This is a genomic window from Allobosea sp. 01N443 (assembly GCF_056399325.1).
Genome location: NZ_JBFTRC010000116.1, coordinates 1 through 16,684, shown reverse-complemented (window position 1 = coordinate 16,684; position 16,684 = coordinate 1). Strand labels below are relative to the sequence as shown.

At 61.5% G+C, this 16,684-nt stretch carries 16 protein-coding genes; 2 read left to right on the top strand and 14 right to left on the bottom strand.

Annotated elements, in window-relative coordinates:
- A partial coding sequence (locus AC1DRP_RS24025; protein ID WP_476769742.1) for an HD domain-containing protein occupies positions 1-829 on the top strand: 829 nt, incomplete at its 5' end.
- A gap of 12 nt (positions 830-841) precedes the next feature.
- Here AC1DRP_RS24025 and AC1DRP_RS24020 read toward each other — a convergent pair.
- From AC1DRP_RS24020 to AC1DRP_RS23990, 7 genes are all read right to left on the bottom strand, one after another.
- Positions 842-973, bottom strand: a complete 132-nt coding sequence (locus tag AC1DRP_RS24020) for a hypothetical protein (RefSeq protein WP_441508838.1) — start codon at positions 971-973, stop codon at positions 842-844.
- Between the two features lie 378 nt (positions 974-1,351).
- Entirely contained in the window at positions 1,352-1,669 is a 318-nt protein-coding gene (locus tag AC1DRP_RS24015; RefSeq protein WP_441508837.1) for a hypothetical protein, read from the bottom strand.
- A gap of 309 nt (positions 1,670-1,978) precedes the next feature.
- Positions 1,979-3,439 carry a short-chain fatty acid transporter gene (locus AC1DRP_RS24010; protein WP_441508842.1) on the bottom strand — a complete coding sequence of 487 codons (1,461 nt, stop codon included), beginning with the start codon at positions 3,437-3,439 and terminating at the stop codon, positions 1,979-1,981.
- Between the two features lie 139 nt (positions 3,440-3,578).
- Entirely contained in the window at positions 3,579-4,229 is a 651-nt protein-coding gene (locus tag AC1DRP_RS24005) for a 3-oxoacid CoA-transferase subunit B (protein ID WP_441508836.1), read from the bottom strand.
- A gap of 12 nt (positions 4,230-4,241) precedes the next feature.
- A complete protein-coding gene (locus AC1DRP_RS24000) occupies positions 4,242-4,889 on the bottom strand; it encodes a CoA transferase subunit A (protein WP_441508835.1) in 648 nt (215 codons plus the stop codon).
- Between the two features lie 145 nt (positions 4,890-5,034).
- Positions 5,035-5,817: an enoyl-ACP reductase FabI gene (gene fabI, locus AC1DRP_RS23995; RefSeq protein WP_441508834.1), complete on the bottom strand. Its 783-nt coding sequence runs from the start codon at positions 5,815-5,817 to the stop codon at positions 5,035-5,037.
- A 12-nt stretch (positions 5,818-5,829) separates the two neighbouring features.
- Positions 5,830-8,070: a DUF3141 domain-containing protein gene (locus AC1DRP_RS23990; RefSeq protein WP_476769741.1), complete on the bottom strand. Its 2,241-nt coding sequence runs from the start codon at positions 8,068-8,070 to the stop codon at positions 5,830-5,832.
- A gap of 703 nt (positions 8,071-8,773) precedes the next feature.
- Between AC1DRP_RS23990 and AC1DRP_RS23985 the strand changes: the two genes are divergently transcribed.
- Positions 8,774-9,109, top strand: coding sequence for a hypothetical protein (locus AC1DRP_RS23985; protein WP_441508832.1), 336 nt, complete (start codon positions 8,774-8,776; stop codon positions 9,107-9,109).
- A 401-nt stretch (positions 9,110-9,510) separates the two neighbouring features.
- Here AC1DRP_RS23985 and AC1DRP_RS23980 read toward each other — a convergent pair whose 3' ends face one another.
- The 7 genes from AC1DRP_RS23980 to AC1DRP_RS23950 all read right to left on the bottom strand — a co-directional run bounded on the left by AC1DRP_RS23980 (position 9,511) and on the right by AC1DRP_RS23950 (position 15,964).
- Entirely contained in the window at positions 9,511-9,906 is a 396-nt protein-coding gene (locus AC1DRP_RS23980; RefSeq protein ID WP_441508831.1) for a phasin, read from the bottom strand.
- Between the two features lie 126 nt (positions 9,907-10,032).
- Positions 10,033-10,818, bottom strand: coding sequence for a 3-hydroxybutyrate dehydrogenase (locus AC1DRP_RS23975; protein ID WP_441508830.1), 786 nt, complete (start codon positions 10,816-10,818; stop codon positions 10,033-10,035).
- 90 nt (positions 10,819-10,908) lie between these two features.
- A complete protein-coding gene (locus AC1DRP_RS23970) occupies positions 10,909-12,300 on the bottom strand; it encodes a GntP family permease (protein WP_441508829.1) in 1,392 nt (463 codons plus the stop codon).
- Between the two features lie 72 nt (positions 12,301-12,372).
- The gene (locus AC1DRP_RS23965) at positions 12,373-12,849 is read right to left on the bottom strand and encodes a CBS domain-containing protein (RefSeq protein WP_476769740.1); all 477 of its coding nucleotides are present in this window, start codon (positions 12,847-12,849) and stop codon (positions 12,373-12,375) included.
- A gap of 761 nt (positions 12,850-13,610) precedes the next feature.
- Positions 13,611-13,880 (bottom strand): hypothetical protein, encoded by a 270-nt coding sequence (locus AC1DRP_RS23960; RefSeq protein ID WP_441508827.1) that lies wholly within the window; start codon positions 13,878-13,880, stop codon positions 13,611-13,613.
- Between the two features lie 394 nt (positions 13,881-14,274).
- Entirely contained in the window at positions 14,275-15,507 is a 1,233-nt protein-coding gene (locus AC1DRP_RS23955; protein ID WP_476769739.1) for an HlyD family secretion protein, read from the bottom strand.
- On the bottom strand, positions 15,500-15,964 hold the full coding sequence (locus AC1DRP_RS23950) for a hypothetical protein (protein WP_441508825.1): 465 nt from the start codon (positions 15,962-15,964) through the stop codon (positions 15,500-15,502). The genes AC1DRP_RS23955 and AC1DRP_RS23950 overlap by 8 nt, the downstream gene beginning before the upstream one ends.
- Positions 15,965-16,684 lie beyond the last annotated feature (720 nt).

The following is a 16,684-nucleotide window of genomic DNA, read 5'->3' as shown; positions in this document are numbered from 1 at the left end:
TCGCAAGGGGGCGAGCCAGGAGCCCTATATCAACCACCTGATCGAAGTGGTCGATCTCGTCGCGTCGGTCGAAAGCAGCGATATGGACGTTCTTATCGCGGCGGTGCTCCATGATGTGCTGGAGGACACCCAGACTGGCCATGACGAGTTGGCTGCAGCGTTCGGGGACCGTGCCGCACATATCGTCCAAGAGAATTCCGATGACATGACCTTGCCCAAGTCGGAGCGGCGCCGCGCTCGGCTCGAAGGCATTGGCAAGAAATCGCGCGAGGCAAGGCTGGTCAAGTTCGCGGACATCATCTCGAACCTGCGCGCCATCGCCRTCTCGCCGCCGGCCGGCTGGTCGAACGATCGCAGGCTTGGATACCTGAACGCCTGCCGCAATCTCGTGGATGCCGGACGCGGTTCGAACGCTGAGATCGAACGCATCTTCGACGACACCGCAAAAGCAGTGGAGCAGACAATCAGAGCCGAAGGGCTCGGCGATCTGGATGATGGTGCGTCAGCAAGGAACGAGCTCGAGGCTGCCATCGGCCAGGCTGTGTACCTCGTCTATGTGCCGAACACCAAGTGCCGCACCCTGGGAGAAGCAGACATCGACCTGCTCTGTGAAATGATCGCCCGAACGTTCCCGTCTGCCACTGTGCAGACAGCCGAAGGCATTCATGAGCACCGGCGCAGATCGATGCTTATCGGCAGGATCCGGACAGATAGCGGCGACGCGATCGTCGCTCTTGCCCAGCGCCTGTGCCTCGCCTTTGACGAGCCCTTTGTCGGCGTCGAGGTCGATGGGCGCTACATTCGTATCTATGGCGATGACACCGACTAGGCCGTCCGGATTTCAGTCGACGCGAGACTCGCTGGACGGAAATTCGAGCTGGTCCGGATCGATCTTGCCGAAGCGGATCAGTTCCTTTCGGGCATCGACGAAAAGAGGAAAATCGCCGCGTTGAAGCGAGATTTTCATCTTCACGTGGCCATCACGGCTCGAAAGGCCGGGTAAGGGCGCGGCGATCCGGCGATGATCGGTCGAGGGACATCCTTGGGCTTTCGGATGGCAGTGAAGGCGCAGCGTACAACGTTGCTACGCCGCGCACCGACAGGCAATCGTGCCGCCGTATCTGTCCCCCGCCTCAAATCCACGAACCATCATCGCTCGGTTCACGCCGTGTACTGCGGCAATATCCACCAAGCGGCAGAGTGTGGCCGGCGCCAGCGGCAGCGAAGCGGATCATCAGGGCGATCGATTGATGGCCATTGGATCGCGGATCAGCGATGCATGTAGACCGTGGTCTGCTCCGACTTCGTCTGGCCATGCATCATCCCGTGCGTGCCAGATGGCCTGCGCCCACTAGGCCGGCGGAGTGACGTAGCCGCGCTCGGCCATGCAGCCGAGATAGATCGACTTAACGGCCTCGCTCCGGCGGGCGGTAATCTGGTCGGCTGCGTCGCCCCCCACCGCACCATTGGCCCGTATCGTGTTGGCCGGCAGGGGCGCCTTGTTGGCTTTACGAATGCAGGCGGCTGCATCCTTGTTCACCAGCGCCTCCAGCGTCGCATTTCCAATGATTGCCCGGCCATCGACGCGCTGCATCCTGGGAGGAGCGGTGCTCACGGCCTGGCAACTGGTGAGTGAGATCGACGCGACAGCGACGGCGTAGCGAAGCATGAAACCCTCCCTAGTCTCCCAAAGGAGCACAGTCAGCGAGTGGTTCAACGGTGAATGGCGTCTCATGCGCGGCCCGCGTCGAAGCCGCAAGGCGGCCCACGCCGAAGGCCTACGATCCGAACGGTTATTTAACCGTCGATCGGAGGCGGAGCCGCCGACGGGGCTTTCTGGGTTATGCAAGCACGAATTCCGTCGTCGGCCAGGCGAAGCGGCGCAAAAATCCAGATCGTAATTGCGTGATCAAGTGAATCAAGCAAACGCCGATTTGCCCAGCGGCTATTTGAGGCTCCGGCTGGGGGGCTTCCCTTCTCATGGGATCACCGGCGGGTGATATTCTAGGGTGTAGGCTAGGGCCCAGAGCAAGAACAGCACCAGCGGCAGATGGACGAGCAACTGCAGGAATGTGAAGCCGACAATGTCGCGCGCCTTGAGGCCGAGTACGCCGAGCAAGGGCAGCATCCAGAAGGGATTGATAAGGTTCGGCAGCGCCTCCGCGGCGTTGTAGACTTGGACCGCCCAGCCCAGATGCACCTTGAGGTCGTTGGCGGCCTGCATGACATAGGGGGCTTCGAGCAGCCACTTGCCGCCACCGGACGGGATGAAAAAGCCAAGCACCGCGGAATAGACACCGATCACCAGTGGATAGAGGTGCTGGGTCGACATGGCGACAAAGGCATGGGCGATCTGGTCGGAAACGGTCAGCCCGGCATCGTTCTTCGCCATCGTGAGGATCGCTGCAATCGAGCCGTAGAACGGAAACTGGATGAGTACCCCAGACGTCGCCGGCACGGATTTGACGACCGCATTGAGGAAGCGCTTCGGCCGCCAATGCAGCAGCATGCCGAGCATGATGAAGAGGAAATTATAGGTATTGAGGCTCGAAATCGCGATCATCGTGTCTTTGGTCGCGAATTCATGAGCCAGCCAGCCAGCCGCCAGCAGAACGATCAGGATCGTCAGCAATGGCGAATGTTCCAGCCATTCTCCCGGCTGCCGTGGTGGCGGCAGGTCGTCCGTGACGTCCCGTTCGACATTGATGTTCATCGCTTCCGCCGTGACGGCTTTGTCTGGCCCGGGGGCCGACCAAACGGCGATCACCACCGAGACCGACAGCAGGACGACAGAGACGACCACCGACTGCCACAGGAAGATGGTTTCGGAGAACGGGATCACGCCCGTTATCGGCAACAGGGATTTGGGCAGACTTCCCGCATTGGCCTGAAGTTGCGCTGCTGACGAGGAAAGGCCCATTGCCCAGGTTGCACCCAGACCGAGATAGGCCGCCGCAGCAGCGGCGCGATAATCCATTTTCAGCTCGCGGCGTTCCGCGAGTGCGCGCACGAGAAGGCCGCCGAAGATCAGGCTCAGGCCCCAGTTGAGTAGCGATGCAAGCATGCTTACCGCCGCGACAACACCGACGGCGCCCGAGCCGGAACTGGGTATGGCCGCGAGGCGGCGGATGAGCCGTTGAGCCGGAGCGGAGACCGCGACGACATAACCGCCGATGGCGACGAATGCCATCTGCATCGTGAATGTGATCAGGCTCCAAAATCCGTCGCCAAAAGCCCGGCTGACGGCAAGCGGCGAGGCACCATTCAGCATCGCCGCCAGAGAGACAATCACAACCGCGATCGCTACAAAAACGAAGGCATCGGGGAACCAGCGCTCCGCCCAGGTCGTGAACGAGATCGCGATCCGAACCAGCAACCCGTCCTTTTGGTTTGGACCGCTGGATGCTGCATCCGACTTAGCCAAGCTCGCCTGTGACATGCCGCAGATCCCCCGTGTTGTTCTGGTGTCAACTCGATGCGCAATGGACATCGCGAAGCAGGCCGCATAAGGAGCCTGCATCCCAAGGATACGCTGCACCTCCCCCCTCTCGCTGTTCTACCGCCTGCCGTCGGCACGGCTACAGCCGCATCTCCTCGACATTGTCCGGAATGGCGAGCTTCGCCTCGGTCGCCGCAATGACTTGCTCCACCGACACGCCAGGGCCGAGTTCAAGCAGGGTCGCCTGTCCGTCGGGAAATCCGATGACTGCCATTTCACTGACGACAAGGTCCACCGGCCTCACCGAGGTCAGGGGCAGCGTGCATCGGTTGACGATCTTGGGCTTGCCCTTGGCGGTATGCTGCATCGCCACGATCACGCGCTTTGCACCGGTGACGAGGTCCATCGCACCACCCATCCCCGGCACCATTTTGCCGGGGATCATCCAATTCGCCAGCAAGCCATGCGCATCGACCTGCAGCGCACCGAGCACCGTCATGTCGACATGGCCGCCGCGAATGAAGGCGAATGACATCGCGCTGTCGAACGTACTGGCGCCAGGCAATGCGGTCACCGGGCGTCCGCCGGCATCCGTCAGCGTGGGATGCGCCATCCCCTCCTCGGGGATCGGGCCGGTTCCGATCAGGCCATTCTCCGACTGAAAGAACACCGTGATGCCCGTCGGCACGAAGTTCGCCACCATGGTGGGGATGCCAATGCCGAGATTGACCAGCATCCCTGCTCGCAACTCGCCTGCGATGCGCTTGGCGATGATCGATTGTGCATCCATCGTCCTGATCCGTCAGGCGTTGGTGACGAGATAGTCGACCAGCGGCGCGGGCGTCACGACGTGGTCGGGCGATATCAATCCTACCGGCACGATATTCTCGGCCGTGACGATGGTGGTATCGGCTGCCATCGCCATCACCGGATTGAAGTTTCGCGCCGTGAGCGCGTAGGAAAGATTGCCGAGATAGTCGGCGAGAAAGGCATTGATGAGCGCGAAATCCGCCCGGAGGGCAGTCTCGACGAGGTAGCTCTTGCCGTTGAGGTCGATCCGCTGCTTGCCTTCCTCGACGAGGGTCCCGACGCCTGTCGGAGTGAGTACGCCACCGAGCCCGCTGCCGCCGGCGCGGATGCGCTCGATGAGCGTGCCCTGCGGCACGAGATCGACCGCCATAGTACCCGCAATCATCTGCCGCTGCGTCTCCGGATTGAGGCCGATATGGCTGGCGATGGTGCGGCTGACGAGGCCGGCGTCGACGAGCTTKCCGATCCCCCGTCCGGGAACCGCGTTGTCGTTGGCGATCACGATGAGATTTCGCTTACCCTGGCGCACCAGCTCGTCGATCAGGCGCTCGGGCGTCCCGACGCCCATGAATCCGCCGATCATGAGGGTTGCGCCATCCGGGATCAAATTGACCGCATCCGCGCATGAGACAGTTTTCATTGTCGAATGTTCCGATTTCGATGAAACTAACACATTCAATTTCAAGCTCAAATTGTAAATCGTTCTTGATAAACGTTCTTGAAATCAAAAAACGTCAGTAACATTGTCTTTCTTGAGTCTTTTTTGCTTTTACCAACCCCTTGACCTAATCGATAATGTGGTAACCGCCGTCGATATAGAGCGTCTGTCCGGTGATGAGGCGCGCTGCATCATGCGCCAGGAAGGCGGTGGCCATGCCAACGTCGTCGATGCTGACGAGGTTACGGGCCGGGGCTTTGGTCCTGGCCTTCTCGAGCAGTGCGTCGAATTCCGGGATGCCCGAGGCAGCGCGCGTCGCCAGGGGGCCCGGCGAAATGGCATGCACGCGAATGCCTTTGGGACCCAGTTCGGCGGCGACATAGCGCACCGCGCTTTCCAGCGCTGCCTTGGCCACCCCCATGATGTTGTAATTCTCGACGACCATCTGGCTGCCGTAGAAGGTCATCGTGAAGAGCGTGCCGCCCTTCTTCATCAGGGGCTCGGCCAGATGGGCCATTTGAAGAAAGGACCAGCAGGAAATGTCCATGGTGGCGAGAAAGCCCTCGCGCCCGACATCCACCACGCGGCCATGCAGCGCCTCCTTGGGAGCAAACGCGATGGAATGGACGACGAAATCGAGTTCGCCCCAATCCTTGGCGATGCGCTCGAACACGGCTTCCATCTCGCCCGGCGTGCGCGCGTCGAGCGGCATCACGATCGGGGCTTCGATCTCTTGTGCCAGCGGCTCGACAAATTTCTTGGCCTTTTCGTTGAGATAGGTGACGGCGAGTTCCGCTCCCAGCGCACGAAACGCCCTGGCACAACCCCAGGCGATCGACTGATCATTGGCGATGCCAATGATCAGTCCCTTCTTGCCCTCGAGCAGCTTTGCTTTGACGACAGGTATCATCGAGTGCCCTTCTCAGGTCTTAGGTTTCGCGAACCTCAGGACTCCATTGCCAGGATCGGCCTTTCCAGCGGTTCCGCCGCCGAACAGCCCGACGATACGCTCGAGCCTCTGCGCTGCCTCGCCTGTCATGTCGCCAGCCGCGCTCAACACGCGCCGGAGTGCCGCAAGCGCCTTCTGGCGCGCTTCGTGATCGGGCGGCAGCAGATCGGGAATGGCGCTGAGCGTCGCCTCCTCGTCGATCAGCAGCATGTAGTATTGCTCGCGCACGAGCGCCTTGAACTCGGCCAGGCTCGGTTTCGGCTTGTCATCCTCGACTTCGGCCCGCAGGCCGCGAATGGCCGCAAGGCCGCGTTCGTCGGCACGGCCGCGCGCCATACCGACATGGAGCAGGCCGCGGACCAGGCACTCGCGCAAGYCGCCTCTGGGGATGCGCGATTTCAGTTCGGCGATGCGGGACTGCAGGAGTTCGCGATGGAGCGGGCTTGATTGCGCCTTCCGCAGAGGTCGCGCATCGGTCGGATCGATGCCCACGGCGGCCTGCAAGGCGGGTGAGCCGTAGACCGACAGGAATATGCGCTCGCTCCAAGATTCAGTCGTTTCCCGCCAGGCGTCGAGGCCTGCGACGATCTGCTCGGACACCGCTTGCTGCATCGCGAGAAACGGATTGCCTGCGGCAACCGGCCGCCGATCCTCGCTCGCCCGTTCGGCCATAGCCTTGACCGGCGCCATCAAAGGATTCGCATCGGAGAAGAGTTCGTATTGCAGCCGCAGAGGATGCAGCTTTCGCATGGCGTCGGCGACGGGTGCCGAGGTCATGCTGCGGACCATCGGCTGCGCGAATGCGCGATAGAGGGCGAGGTTGATCTCCGATACTCGTGCGGCAGTGGCGAAGCGGCGCTCATCCTCCGCATCATTGCCGCCGAGCGCACGAATGTCGTCGAGCGTCCGCGCCTCACAACGCATCACCCACTGCCCCGCGACGAGATCAGGGCTGACCGTGTCCGCCTCCTTGGCTTCCAGCACCGCCTCGTACAGCCCTGGCGGCAGCACATCGATCATGTCGATATTGCTGGAGAACTCGTCGTGCTCCTTGCGGGCGACGCCGGCGGAAACAAAAATCCCGAGATGCCCGACGGATTCATGGATCGTGTAGACGATGGTCTGGCCGTAGGCGCGGATTTCGTCGATGTCCTCGTAGAGATCCAGGATCCATCCGAGCGCCTGCTGCGGCGGCGTGATGTTGTCGCCCTTGGAACAGAACACCACGATCGGCGAACGGATATTGCGCAGATCGATTGCCACTCCGTCGGAGGTCCGGATCTCGCCGGCCGCCAGCTTGTTGCCGACGAAAAGGTCGTCGACGATCGCCTGGATTTCGGCGGCGTTCAGATTGACATGCCCGCCCCACCAGCGCTCGAAGCCGAGATAGCGCGGCGCCTCCGTGTCGATCTTGGAATAGAGATTGTAGCGCTTGCTCCAGAGCGTATTGGCCGGGTTCTGGTTCTCGAAGTTCTGAACGAGCCAGGCGCCGTCGAACTTGCCGGCGCCAAGGTCGGAGGTGAGCGCGGTCAGCCAGCTCCCGCCCAACAGACCGCCGCTGTAGCGCATCGGGTTCTGTCCGCGCACGCCCGCCCAATAGGAGAGCGGCGAACCGGCGATGATGATGGGGCCGAACAGCTCCGGCCGCAGTGATGCAAGCATCATGAGCGCCCAGCCCGCCTGGCAGTTGCCGATCACGCAGGGCTTGCCGTCGGCCTGCGGGTGCAATGCGATGACCCGCTCGAGGAAAATCCCCTCGGCGCGGGCGATGTCCTCGATGGTCTGGCCCGGCATGGGCTCGGGCAGGAATCCGACGAAATAGCAGGGATGCCCGGCCTTGAAGGCGACGCCGATCTCGCTGTCGGCCTTGAACCCGCCGATACCCGGCCCGTGCCCGGCCCGCGGATCGACCACCACGAAGGGGCGGCGCATAGGATCGACCGAAACGCCCTCGGGCGGGATAATCCGCACGAGAATGTAATTGACGGGATGATCGAGGTTGCGGCCGTCGAGAACGACCTCCGCCTCATAGTCGAGCACATGCGGAGCGGTCTCGGCGAGATGCTCGCGATACTGGTTTCCGCTCTGGCGCATCACATCCATGAACAGGAGGCTGCGCTGCGCGGCGTCGACCATGTACTCCATCGCAGCGCCAAACGGACCAAAAGCCCCGGTGGTCGCAGGCTTCTCGGGTTGGCCAGGCTTTGACATCATCGCCCTCGCCTCTTCGGTTTTATGCGTTCATATCGGCGGAACAAGCACTTTAGGCTGGTGCCGACGTGCTGCAAGCCTGTATTGAGGCGTCGCGGCAAGGCAATTGACCTTTGGGGCAATCCGCCTCCCGTCTGGACCACCGATTACGCCCAAGCGTGCCTCGACCAGCTTGGGCTCGCCCCATCCGGAACTCCACCCCCGTCGTCCACAATATCCACCGCAACGGGTCAATGGGATCTGGAAAAGCGGCCGTATCCACCCATTCGCTGACTGCCCAGCCCGATGGTGAAGGTGGCACGCCATCGGCTCGGAGCAGGTCCAGAGCGCCATGATCTCCGCACCCGACCCGGGGCTTTGAGGGGACCGCCTGCGCCTGGATAAAGCGGTGCCCAGTGCCCAGCTCCGCGCAAATAGCCACGGTCATGGTTGCAGACATTGACGTTGATCGTTGGCGCAGAGAACAATCGGCCTGCCGAAGCGCGAGCTGAGTTGAACGGCGCTCAGAAGCCGCTCGCTGAAGAGCGAGGCGCATGGCCGGACTCCGTGCCAGACACTCGAATAGGGCAGGAGCTAATTTGGGCATTCCTCATTGGCTTTCCGCCCACGCCCTCAGGGGAGGCTCAGAAGCTGACTGCGAGCAACCTCGAAGCCGCACCGAAAGCACGCGTCTCGCGCCGGCCCCCCAGCATCAAGGAGCCCCGCAATGAACCTCGACAGCGGAGCGGTGGAGATAGCCGCGCGGGCAATGTGTGAGAATGTGTACTCTTCCTGCGAGGCGCCTTCACCAGAGAGCTACGAGGAGCATTGGCACTCAGTGCGCGACCACTACCGAGGGCAGGCCGAAGTCGCCATTCGCGCCTACCTCGCCGCCGAGCCAGCCATCCCGGCGTTGGTCGCCGAGCGAGATGCGGCCGTGACGGGGCTGTTGGGCCTCCTGCGTGACGAGTATTGCGCCGCCTTTGAAGCGGCCTATGCAGTTAGAGACCACGCAATGCTCGCCGCCCCGTCGCCCGCCCACTGCGGAGATAAGCGTGAGTGACACCCCAAGATCAACAGCCCACGGGATAGCCAGCACGAGCCCCACCAGCACGCGGAGCGCCCACCCCCGGTCAAGGTCGCTTGCCAGCGAGACGATAAGCGTCAATCGCATCGTCAGCCACGCCTCGTCGTCGAAGGCGCCAGCCCAAGGCTCTAAACCCAGCTGCGGATCAGGTTCCGCGACAGGTCGTGTCGGCGGGCGAGGCTATGGAGCGTCTCGCTAGCCAGGTAGTCCTGCGCCACATGGTGCTTGAAATCAGGTGCTGTGGGTGCGGTGCCGGGGCCATGGCTTCCATCCTTCGAAAGCCCGGATCTCCGGTCAATTGCCACGCTTCAAACTGTCTGCCTCAAGGGGCGCACTCCTCATTCGCATCGAAGACGACGACGATCTATGAGAAGCGATCACTTCGGCTTTGTGAGTGTGTTGGCCGTCTCGGCAGCCTTCGCTGCCGCATCCTGCGCAGCCGCGCCCAATTCTTTGAGTTGGGTCTGAAACGCGGCCATCTGAGACTTGAGGAAATCGGACTGGAGCTGCATGACTTCCACCAGGTCTTTCGCCTTGACCAGCTTCTGGGCCAGATCGAGCCCGGCAGAGACATTGTTGTCTGCATAGGCGATGGCCTTGCGGCCGATATCCTGCATGTCGAAAAGCGCAAACCCGGCAGAACCAGGGGCGGCCTCGACCGCTTTCCGCGCAGCGCCGATGAAGCCGTCGAAGGCCTTGCGAGCCTGCTCGACGTTACGTTCAGCGAGTTCACGCATTTGGGCCGGCACTTCGTAGGGTGTCTTGCCATTCATGGAGTTTCTTCCCTATTCAACAATGAACACTTCGATCGTTCTGCGCCACAGTATCGTGCTCGTTTGCGATGACAAAGGCTCAAGGGTCAGCCTGCCCCTCATCACCACGGACGTTCTTGGGCGCCTCTAATGGGCGGTCCACCCGCCGTCGATCGACAACATGGTCCCAGTGATCGACGATGCGGCGTCAGAACTCAGAAAGAGCGCCAGCGCCGCAATTTGCTCCACAGTGACGAACTCCTTCGTTGGCTGCGCCTCCAGCAGCACATCCGCAATGACTTGCTCCTTGGTGAGACCGCGAGCCTTCATCGTGTCCGGGATTTGCTTCTCGACCAGCGGCGTCCAGACATAGCCGGGACAGATCGCATTGACCGTGACGTGATCTTTCGCCACCTCAAGAGCGACTGTCTTGGTGAGGCCGGCAATGCCATGCTTCGCGGCGACATAGGCGGATTTGAAGGGTGACGCGACCAGCGCATGGGCGGACGCTGTGTTGATAATACGTCCCCAACCACGTGATTTCATGCCGGGAACGACCGCCTTGGTCGCGTAAAAAGCGGCGAGTAGGTTGATTCGGATGATCGCTTCCCACTTGTCGTCGGGAAACTCCTCGATCGGCGCCACATGTTGGATGCCGGCGTTGTTGACAAGAATATCGACCCGGCCGAACTCCTGCTCGGCCATCCGCACCATGCCGGTCACTTCCGCGCCCTTCGACATGTCCGCCGGCGAGTACCGGCAGACCACTTTGAAGTCGGTCTCGATGCCCGCGCGCTCCTTCTCGATGGTGGCGGCGTCTCCGAAGCCGTTGATGAGTATGTCGGCGCCCTCCTTGGCGAAAGCGCGCGCCAGAGCAAGCCCGATTCCACTCGTGGATCCGGTAACGACGGCCGCCTTTCCTTGAAGTGACATCTTGCCTCCGATGGCGCCTAAACGCCGTTTGTGTACTGGAACCCTGCCCGTTCGCGACGAACCTCGCGACGGATCTGTGAGATGAAGCGATCAAACCAGTCCGGTCGTGTAATAGACGGCAATGACGACGAACACAGCGAGCGTCTTGATTAAGGTGATCGCGAAGATATCGCGGTAAGACTGCTGATGAGTCAGGCCGGTCACGGAAAGTAGGGTGATAACCGCACCATTATGTGGAAGCGTGTCCATGCCGCCGCTCGCCATCGCGGCAACGCGATGCAGAACTTCAAGCGGGATATTGGCGGCATTGGCGGCAGCAATAAACTGGTCCGACATGGCCGCTAGCGCGATGCTCATGCCTCCGGAGGCCGAGCCGGTGATACCTGCGAGCACCGACACGCTGATCGCCGTGTTGGCCAGCGGGTTCGGGATCGCTTTGAGGGCGTCGGCGATGACGACGAACCCTGGCAACGCTGCGATGACGCCGCCGAAGCCGTACTCCGACGCCGTGTTCATGGAGGCCAGCAGCGATCCCGCCACCGCGGCCTTGGTGCCGTCGGCGAAGCGCTGCATGACCGCTCGGAAGGCGAAGGCCAGCACGGTCAGGATGCCAAGCAGGAGCGCGCCCTGGACGGCCCAGATCGCGGCGACCGACGACACCTGCGTGATCAGAGGCTTCACCATTCCCGCCAGCGTCACCTCGTGAGTGGCGCCGTAGTATTTGACGATCAGGCCCGTCAGGATCTTGTTGGCCACCCCGACCACAACCAGCGGCGCCAGGGCGATGGCGGGGTGGACCAGTTTCTCCTCAGCCATTGGTTCGGGCTCGTTCGTATGGCCCTCGCCATAGCCCTCTCCAGCCGCCGCGGCCACCCGCCGGCGCCACTGCAGGTAGGCCATGCCCACCGTGAGAATGAAGATCGCACCTATCGTTCCAAGAATTGGAGCGGCCCACGTATCCGTCTTGAAGAAAGTGGTGGGGATGATGTTCTGGATCTGCGGCGTTCCGGGCAACGCGTCCATGGTGAAGGTGAAGGCACCCAGGGCGATCGTGCCGGGGATGAGGCGCTTGGGGATGTCGCTTTGCCGGAACATCTCGGCCGCGAACGGATATACCGCGAAGACGACCACAAAGAGCGAAACGCCGCCGTAGGTCAGAACCGCGCCGACCAGCACGATCGAGAGCATCGCCCGCTCGCGCCCGACGACGCCGATGACCGCCGAGACGATCGACTTGGAGAAACCCGATAATTCGATGAGCTTGCCAAAGACCGCGCCGAGCAGGAAGACCGGGAAATACAGTTTCACGAAGCCGACCATCTTCTCCATGAAGATGCCGGTGAACACGGGCGGCACTGCCGCGGGATCCGTCACCAGTACGGCCAGCATCGCGGCGATCGGCGCGAAGAGGATAACGCTGAAGCCACGATAGGCGACGAACATCAGCAGGACGAGAGCAGCAAGGGTAATCAGGAAATCCATGCGCTTTACTCCAGCACTTCTCTTGTTATTTCCCCTGCACGGCGCAGTACCCGGACGCCGGAAACGTCGAACTCAGTATGATCCGGTATCCGTCGTCATCATGAGCCTGTCCGTCTCGAGCTCGCGAATGACGTTTTTTTCCTCCGCGATGATCTCCTCGAGAATGTCGCGGACCGAGAGGACGCCGATGACCTTGCGCTCCTCGCAGACGAGCAGATGACGAATGYGGTGCGTCTTCAACAAGGCGTGGCATCGCTCGACGGAATCGCCAGGCCTCGCAAAAACGATCGAACGGTCGGTCATGATCTCGTGGACAAGGCAGGCGCCCGCTGTTTTGCCCTCCAGTTCGACATCCCGAGCGTAGTCGCGCTCGGTGAGGATGCCCTTGAGCTCACCACGGTCGAGTACGACGACAGCCCCGACATTCTTGTCCCGCATCAGCGTAAGGGCGCTGAGAACTGTGTCGTTCGGTGCCACGCTGATGACGGCGGAGACCTCCGAACGCTTGGATTGCAGTAGCTCGTGCGCGGTCTTGTTGAGCGTTGGCATCTGCTCTCACCCCCACAATACAGCAAGCGACGAAATGCTATCGAAAGTATTCACGATACCTAACGCAGGTCGTCAGAAATCGTCGTCATACAATGGAGTTATTTCGTTKACCACCGGCCGAATCCAGTAAGTCATCACTCGTGCGAACAGGTCCGGATCAATCGCTGTGCAGCTCATCGCACGATTGGAGTTATAGCAGCTTCATGGCAGCGAGAACCTGTCCCTAGGGCCAATACGTCCGTGCCTCCCTGTGCGGTGCTGCCGAGGAGACGGTTGTTGCAGGCCCGCAGGCGCCCGGTCGTCCGCCACCCTCCGCGCCTGGGTGGTCACTGGCGACCAACGGCATGACACGCATTGACCGGAAAGGGCGAAGGGAGCAGCTTTCCGTCTGTCTACGCGAGCGTTTTCCGTACACGTTGTGGGGCGCAAGCCTCGGGAGGGTGTTACTAGGGCGATGCCATGCCCAGTCCATCGGGGTCACAGATCTGAGGGCTGGTTCGGCTATTTGATCAGTTTCGGGGCCTTCGCGAAGTGGATGTCAGCTTTGGTTATTATGAGACTTGGTATTCGAACTCGGAGCGTGTGAGGCCCAACCGGGGCCCCTTGAGTCACCCATGCCGGGGATGTACCGACCCGAACGCGGACCTTTCCGCCACCAAACGCAGCAAATGGCAAGCAACGTTCTGCATGGGCGAATGGTTGCCAACCAGAAGCAGTGCCTAGGCGACCTTCGGCGGCGTCATGTCTTTCAATGAGTGCCCTCAGCGTCGCCGACTGTCGCGAAGCATGATCACAGATACTACCGCAAGAACAATAATGAAGAAGCTAAGGAAGATGAAGATGTTGGCCCAGAACGGGAGCGACATCCAGAACTGCCTGAAAGTCACGAACGACATTGCAAAGAAGGTTGCGATCCCAACAAATGCTCCAACGCCAATCACCAGCAGCGCTGCCAGTCGCCAAAGCGGAATGCGCCGCACGTAATCACGGCTGCTTTCCCCGTCGCGGATGTCGTGTTCCGTTATTTTCATCAGCAGGAGTGTACCATGTCACTGCGCCTGACCGTGAGGCTCTGTAGTGGCCAAGAGCAAGTCGTCGATTGCCTTCTTGGGTTGCAGGAGTCCTTCACGGTTACTCTGAATCTGGCATGAAACGATCGGGACGATCGGGACGGACTGGTTGCGCATCACGGTGGGTCGGCCGGAAATCAAAACGATGCTGTACAGGCCGTTTCCGTGCAGGAGGCCCCCGATGCCGTCGAAGGCTATCGTAGGAGCCCCGTAGTCGAGGGCGGCAGGCCCCGAGGACTCCTCGGATTTGGTCAAAACCACCCCCTACCTTATCGGAATTTTGCCTGATCCTCCCGCACGGCTACCACAGTGTCGACGGTATTAAGCGCGAGGACCAAGGATCGCACGGACCGGATCAGTGTCCGGTGAAAACCAATGTCTGAATGGGCAGAACCAGTGCCTGGATCCTCAGGATCATCGCATGAACAAGCCCGACCGCATCGACCGCATGAAGGAGGACCTTTTTGACGGAGCTGGTGTCCTTCGCCTCGATGCGATCATGATTGCTAGAATAGGCGTTGACGATACAGCTGCTTCCTGGCGTCACCCCCTCGAGCCCATCGGGATAGAGCGGCTCGAGAAATGTCAGGATCGTGCCAGGCCTGGCGACCTGTTGTGCGTCAATCAACTGCTCGCCACCGCGAAACTGCCCGGCTGCGATAAAATCCTGCAGCGCGGTCACCACCATCGGAATGACGACCCAAGGCTTCGAGATGCAGACGGCCTCGGCAACCATCCCGACCTTCATGACCTGCGCCTCGATCTGGGAGAAGCCGGCCTGCAACGACGATCGTCCGGCCCCCTCGGGGATCAATACGCCGCCCGCGCGCATGTTCGGATTGACGAGGTCGCCAGCACGAAGCGCAAATTGTTCGACACGGCCGGTGAACCCGGCTCGGATCACCGTGTTCTCGATGTCGATCTGGGCCAAAGCCAGGGCCGCCTGAGCACTTTCCCTCTGCGCCGGCAGCAGCGTCGAGATCCGTATCTGGGCAGTATCATGTGCTGCGGTCGCCGAGTTCAAAGCGGCTTCTCTCCCGGCAACGCTGACCTCCAGCTTCTCGATCTCACGCTGCGCGACGACATTCGCGTTTCGTCGCACCAATTCCTGCTTGGTCCGCAACTCGTCCTGCGCCTGCTGGAGGTCGCTCCTCGCCTCCTGGATCTTGGATTCACTCGAGGCGAGCTCGGATCGGGCGACAACCAGGGCAGCGTCGGCCTCGGCAATCTTGCGGCGGGCGGTCTCGRCTGCCGCTTCCTGCTCACGGCTGTCCAGGCGGAAGATGGGGGTTCCTTTTTCGACCCTGCCGCTGAGCCCGACAAAGACCTCTGCGACCTTTCCTCTGTTCTCCGGCATGATCGGCACTGCCCTGAAGAACAGGGTCGCGTTCGTGGTCGAGGGGTGAAAGTAGAAGACCACCGTGATCAGCCCGACTGTCAACATCGCGCAGGCCGTGATGCCCCAGCGCAATTCGAACCAGACTGAGTAGAGCGTGATCTCCTTGCCAATGCGCCTGCCCTGCCAGTAACGGCGAAAAAGATAGTCGGGCAGGATCGTCAAAAGCGAGCAGAACATGAGCTCAAGCATGGCTCGGCTCCTTCTGCCGGGCATGGTGCCCCGGCTCGTGAACGACCGGCGTCTTCCGGGTATCGGGCGGGTCTGGTGGCTCGGTTGTTGCCCCGCCGCTGCGGCGGGGCGCCGAGCCTGCAATTCGCTCGAGAGCGTGAGCCATGCGGCCGAAGAGGCCGGAGAAGTCGGGCAACTCGATCAACGCCAGCAGAAGCCCGGCCACCCAGAACAGGTGGATATGGGTGAACAGCGCCAGAAGCCCGAGGACCGCGACAATTTCGAACTGGAGCTTATTGGACTTGTGCGCCATCCGCTCGGGCAACGTGTGCAGACGAAAGAAGATGATGCCAACCGTCAGGACCGCAACGACGAGGACCACCGCCATTGCGACCATGAGATAGTCGGTCTCTCCCGGTGCCGTGATGAAAGACGGCAAATGGTGCGAAGCAGCAGGATGAATGTTGGGCGACGACATGGCTTCCGCACCCGACCCTTGACGCTATCGCGACGGTATCCGTGTCAGGCGCGAAACGCCAGCCCGCACCCGATCACTTGAGAGTCACCTGGAACGCCTCGGTAAAGACGAKCTCGATCATGTCGCCGCGCTTCAGCTTCTGGAGATCGGCRGCGAGGACGGGATCCGCGACCGGCAGCGAMCGCCGKCCATCCGGMCCGTCGATCGTGGCAATYTTCTTGGCAGSRTCGAAGCCGTTGAAYTTYGCCGTCACGGTCGCGGTGCGGGTCACAAACCGKGAKGGSAGRTTCTGGAAAACCGCRTCMGACTTGCCTTCGGARTAMCGGATGCCGGGYTTGAGTCCCTTCTTGCCCCTGGTGACGGCCGCGATYGCCCCGTCGATCCGCYTGATTTCGAGGTTGTCTCCAACCTTGACCCTGGAGAGATCACCGAAAACCTCCGGCACCTCGACAAGCCAACGGTGGCCTCGCTGCTGCACGATTATGGTGTGATTGGCCCGGTCGACTGCCGCAAMCTTGACATTGAGCTCATCGATGGCCGCCGGGCCGACACCCGCGACAATGACCGTCTGCGCTCTGGCCGGCTGGCTGTCGGACCAGGACGCCACGCCGGCAAGCAGGGCGAAAGCAAGCGACCAGTGCTTCAATGTCGACATGTTGTGGCCTCCGGGTTGGCCCGCCTGGATCCCTCGTCGTTCGCCTCTGCGACCGCGGGGGGAAG